1 protein-coding gene is annotated in these 950 nt (G+C 42.8%); it reads left to right on the top strand.

The annotated features are described in order from the left end of the window. Positions 1 to 950: Vomp family autotransporter (locus tag ACFINC_RS09960; RefSeq protein ID WP_375617109.1), on the top strand; the 950-nt coding region annotated here is incomplete at both ends.

Below are 950 nucleotides of genomic sequence, written 5' to 3' on the forward strand. Positions count from 1 at the left end.
ACGTTAGCGGCTTATTTAGGCGGTGGAGCGCGTTATCAGGGAGGACAATGGACAGCACCTGAATTCCAAATAACGCAGTTCAAGAGTGATGGCAGTTCTTCAGAGAGTAAGAGCTATGATAATGTAGCCGGTGCATTTGAAGGCGTTAATGGAAGTTTGTCAGGTATTAACGATCGGATTAATAATGTCGCTGAAAATGTTACGTCGAACAGTTTGAGTTGGAACGAAGAGTTAGGAGGCTATGATGGTCGTCATGATGGTAAGGACAGTAAGATTACGCATGTAGCGGATGGTGACATATCGGAAGGCTCGAAAGAAGTTGTGAATGGGGGACAGCTCTGGGAGACGAACCAGAAAGTTTCTGCGGTTGAAAACCGTGTAGAGAGCATAGATCAACATGTTAAGGATGTTGAAAGTGCGGTTACGAACGGTGCTGTTAACTACGATAAGGATGCTGATGGCAATAAGACGAATAAAGTTACGTTAGTTGGAGGTAATGAAAGTGATCCTGTATTGATAGATAATGTAGCGGAAGGTCGGATTGAGAGTGGTTCGAAGGAAGCTATCAATGGCGGTCAATTGCATGATTATACGGAACAGCAGATGAAGATAGTTCTTGAAGATGCGAAGAAGTATACGGATGATCATATTACTGATATAGTCAATAATGGTGTTAGTGAGTCCAAAGCATATACAGATATGAAGTTTGAGACGTTAAATTATGCCGTTGAGGATGTTCGGAAAGAAGCAAGACAGGCTGCAGCTATTGGTTTAGCAGTATCTAATTTGAGTTATGATGATACGCCAGGAAAATTAAGCTTTTCATTTGGTAGTGGTTTGTGGCGCAGCCAATCTGCCTTTGCTATTGGGGCTGGTTATATGTCTGAAAATGGAAAGATTCGTTCTAATGTGTCAGCAACGAGTGCTGGAGGTCATTGGGGTGTAGGTGC

This window comes from Bartonella sp. AP58NXGY, from assembly GCF_042195785.1.
In the GTDB taxonomy this organism is placed as follows: Bacteria; Pseudomonadota; Alphaproteobacteria; order Rhizobiales; family Rhizobiaceae; genus Bartonella.